Source organism: Streptomyces cahuitamycinicus (assembly GCF_002891435.1).
GTDB classification, from domain to species: domain Bacteria; phylum Actinomycetota; class Actinomycetes; order Streptomycetales; family Streptomycetaceae; genus Streptomyces; species Streptomyces cahuitamycinicus.
Genome location: NZ_POUC01000602.1, coordinates 1 through 3,631, shown reverse-complemented (window position 1 = coordinate 3,631; position 3,631 = coordinate 1). Strand labels below are relative to the sequence as shown.

Genomic DNA, 3,631 nt, shown 5'->3' with positions numbered 1-3,631 from the left:
GGGTCGGGGATGCGGGCGACGGCCCGGGGGGTCCGGTCGAGCATCCCCCGGGCGATGTCGCCGAGGCGGCGCATGCCGGGCGGGGCCGGGAAGGACGTGAGGTGGGCCAGGAGCTCGGCGATGATGACCACGGCCTGATGGGCGTCCGGCACGTGGGACAGCATGCGGGTCTCGTCGAGGCGTTCCAGCAGCATGGTGCCGGTGGGTTCGTCGTGGTCGAGGAGACGGACGGCTCGCTCGCCGTTCCAGGCGCGCAGCGCGACCGGTTCGCCCTCGCTCTCCTCGTCGAGGATCTGGAGCTTGAGGACCGCTGGGGTGCCGTCGGCGCGGACGACCGGGAGGACCAGGGCGGAGACGCCGTGCATCGGCGGTCCGTCGGGGCTCAGGCCCCAGTGGTCGAGGAAGCGGGCCGACTGCTCCGGAAGCCCGGCGATGAAGGCGCGGCCCGCCTCTCCGTTGAACTTCTCCTGTGATGCCGCCAGTTCCCGGGGAATGTCGATCACCCTCGGCACGGTAGTGGGGCGTGCCGGGTGGGGCATGTGGATTTGCCTGGGGGCGTACCCGGCTCGTCGCCGGGGCCGGTCAGCTCCAGGACCACCTTTCCGGCGCCGGGGCCGGTCAGGGCTCCAGGACCACCTTTCCGGTCGTGCCCCGGGTCTCCAGCGCCCGGTGGGCCGCCGCTGCCTCGCTGAGCGGGAAGCGCTGCACGGCCGGGGTGAGCCGGCCGGCCGCGGCCTCGGCGAGCGCACGCAGTTCCAGGGTGCGGAGGGGGTCGGGTCCGGCGGCCTTCCCCAGCATCACCGGGCCGAGGACCTCCTCGGAGACGCCGTCGACGAGGTAGGGACCGCCGTCCCGGATGCCCTCGCCGGACCAGCCGAAGACGATGTGCTTGCCGCCCGGGCCGAGGAGGGCGACGGCCTCACGGGCGATGTCGCCGCCGACGCCGTCGAAGACGATGGTCGCGGTCCGGCCGCCGAGGTGCGCGCGGACCTTCGCGGGCCAGCCGGGCTCCTTGTAGTCGACGGCGAGGTCGGCGCCGCCCGCCTGCACCCGGGCGGTCTTCTCCGGCCCGCCCGCGAGGCCCACGACGGTCGCCCCGGCGTTCCGGGCGTACTGCACGAGGAGGGTGCCGAGGCCTCCGGCGGCGGCCGGGACGACGACCACCGAGTCGGGGCCGAGGTCGGCGAACTGCAGGATCCCCATCGCCGTACGGCCCGTGCCGATCATGGCGACGGCTTGGGCGAAGTCCAGGTTCGCGGGGATCTCGTGCAGGCGCTCGGCCTCGGTGACGGCCAGTTCGGCGTAGCCGCCCGGGACGAAGCCGAGGTGGGCGACGACCTGCTTGCCCAGCCACGACTCGGCGACGCCCGCGCCCAGGGACTCGACGACACCGGCGACCTCGCGGCCGGGGATGGTCGGCAGCGGCGTCGGCTCGGCCGCCGGGCCGCCCGGCATGCCCTCGCGCAGGGCGGCGTCCAGCAGGTGGACGCCCGCCGCGTGTACGGCGATGCGGACCTGGCCGGGGCCCGGCACGGGGTCCTCGACCCGCTCGTGGGTGAGGTTCTCGGGCGGGCCGAAGGCGTGCAGGCGGATGGCGTGCATGACGACTCCTCAGGAAGGGGCGTTCGGTGCGACAAGTCTTCGACCTCAAGCTTGCTTGAGGTCAAGCTCGCGCCGGCCGAGGGCCAGGGAGACCGCCGTCAGGGCGCTGTTGAAGGACACCTCCGACAGCACACCGGGGGCCGCGACCTGGTCGCCGGCGAGGTAGACGCCGTCGCCCCGGTTCACGGCCGGCCGGTCGCGCCAGCTGGTGCCGGGCAGATCGACCGCGCCCGTACGGCCGTTGGCCACCGACTCGCGCCGCCAGGTGACCCGCTCGCGCCAGCCCGGGAAGCCCAGGTCGAGCAACTGCTCGGCGCGGGCGGTGCCGTCGGCTTTCGACTCGTGCGGGGCGATGGGGATATGCCCCTGGATCAGCTGCTCGCCGACCGGGGCGAGACTGCGGTCCTGGGCGGTGAACCGTTCGAGCCAGCCGGGCGCGTCCAGGTCGGAGACCGCGAAGGCATCCCCGCGCCGGGTGCGTACGGCCAGGTCGACGAGGGCGGTACGGCCGCTGGGCCAGGTCAGGGAGTCGTCGCCGAGCAGGCGGCGGGCGGCGTCGAGGGAGGTGGCGACGACGACGGGTGTGTCGGTGGGGAGCTCGTCGACGCGGGACAGCGTCTCCATGCGGACGCCCATGTTCCAGGCGCGGGCGGCCATCCGGTCGATGAGGCTCGCCCAGCCACCGCGCGGGTAGTGCGCCTCGGGCGGCAGCTTGGTGGCGCGGCGCAGCCGCTCCTGCACGAACGCGGCCGACAGCGAGCCGGGATCGTGGTGGAACAGGGCGACCGCCGCATAGTGCGCGGCTGCCCGGGCCCCCTCCTCGCCGGCGATGCCCGTCGCCCAGGCCAGGAAGTCGGCGTCGACAGGTGCCTGCCGGCCCGTCCGGCGCAGCAGCTTCAGCATCGCGAAGGGAGGGGTGCGGCGCAGCGCGCCCTGGTGCCGCAGCCGGAACCGGGCCACCTCAAGGGGCGGGAGCGGGGCGAGCGGCCCGATGAGGTCGCGTTGCCGTAGCCAGGCCCAGTGCGGGCCGCCGTTGTAGAGGGCGTGTGGGCCCTCGTTGGTGCGGTACGGGCCCTCGGCGGTGCGTGCCCGGCCGCCGAGCGTGTGGTGGGCCTCGTGGATGGTGACCCTGGCGCCTGCCTCGGCAGCGGTGATGGCCGCGGTCAGTCCGGCGAAGCCGCCGCCGATGACGGTGATGCGGTGCATGACTGTGGATCTCCCTCGGGTCGGGTCCGCCTTCTGGGAGTACGACCGATCTCGGGCGCCGGAATGTGACATCGCCGGTGTCCGCGCAGGTCAGAGCCGGTTGTCAGTGGCGGGGTGCAGCATGGGGGCATGGCGAGGAGAGCGGTGGGCGGTACGGGGGTGAAGGGCGCGCGGCGACCGGAGGTGCGGCTGCCGGTGCTGGAGCCGTACGAGGGCGGTGAACTGGAGCCGGACGGGGACTACGACGGGCTGGAGCTCCGGGACGCCGACTTCACCGGGCAGGACGGATCGGGCGCCCGTTTCATGGACTGCGCCCTGACGGGCTGCGCGCTCGACGAGACCAGGCTGCGGCACGCCCGCGTCCTGGACTCCATCCTCACCGGCGTCCGCGGTGTCGGCACCGACCTCGCCGAGGCGACCCTGCGCGACGTGGAGCTGGCCGATGCCCGGCTCGGCGGTCCGCAAATGCACGGGGCGGTGCTGGAGCGGGTGCTGATCCGTGGCGGCAAGATCGACTATCTGAACCTGCGCACGGCCCGGCTCAGAGACGTCGTCTTCGAGGGCTGCGTCCTGGTCGAGCCGGATTTCGGCGGTGCGCGCCTGGAGCGCGTGGAGTTCGTGGACTGCGCGCTGAAGAGCGCCGACTTCCACGCGGCGACCCTCACGGACGTCGACCTGCGTGGCGCCGCTTCCCTGGACATCAGCCGCGGTCTTGACCGCCTGTCGGGAGCGGTGATCAGCACGGCGCAGCTGCTGGACCTGGCGCCCGTGCTGGCCGCGCAGTGGGGGATCCGAGTGGAGGGGTGAGCGGGGCGGCGTACAC

4 protein-coding genes are annotated in these 3,631 nt (G+C 74.0%); 1 reads left to right on the top strand and 3 read right to left on the bottom strand.

The annotated features are described in order from the left end of the window. The 3 genes from C1J00_RS40090 to C1J00_RS40080 all read right to left on the bottom strand — a co-directional run. Nucleotides 1–503: aminoglycoside phosphotransferase family protein (locus C1J00_RS40090; protein WP_219728408.1), on the bottom strand; the 503-nt coding region annotated here is incomplete at its 3' end. 115 nt (nt 504–618) lie between these two features. After that, nucleotides 619–1,602, bottom strand: coding sequence for a zinc-binding dehydrogenase (locus C1J00_RS40085; RefSeq protein ID WP_102913777.1), 984 nt, complete (start codon nt 1,600–1,602; stop codon nt 619–621). Nucleotides 1,603–1,647: 45 nt separating this feature from the next. Further along, nucleotides 1,648–2,808, bottom strand: coding sequence for an FAD-dependent oxidoreductase (locus C1J00_RS40080; protein ID WP_102913776.1), 1,161 nt, complete (start codon nt 2,806–2,808; stop codon nt 1,648–1,650). Between the two features lie 129 nt (nt 2,809–2,937). Between C1J00_RS40080 and C1J00_RS40075 the strand changes: the two genes are divergently transcribed. Continuing rightward, nucleotides 2,938–3,615 carry a pentapeptide repeat-containing protein gene (locus tag C1J00_RS40075; protein ID WP_102913775.1) on the top strand — a complete coding sequence of 226 codons (678 nt, stop codon included), beginning with the start codon at nt 2,938–2,940 and terminating at the stop codon, nt 3,613–3,615. The last annotated feature ends 16 nt before the right edge of the window (nt 3,616–3,631 follow it).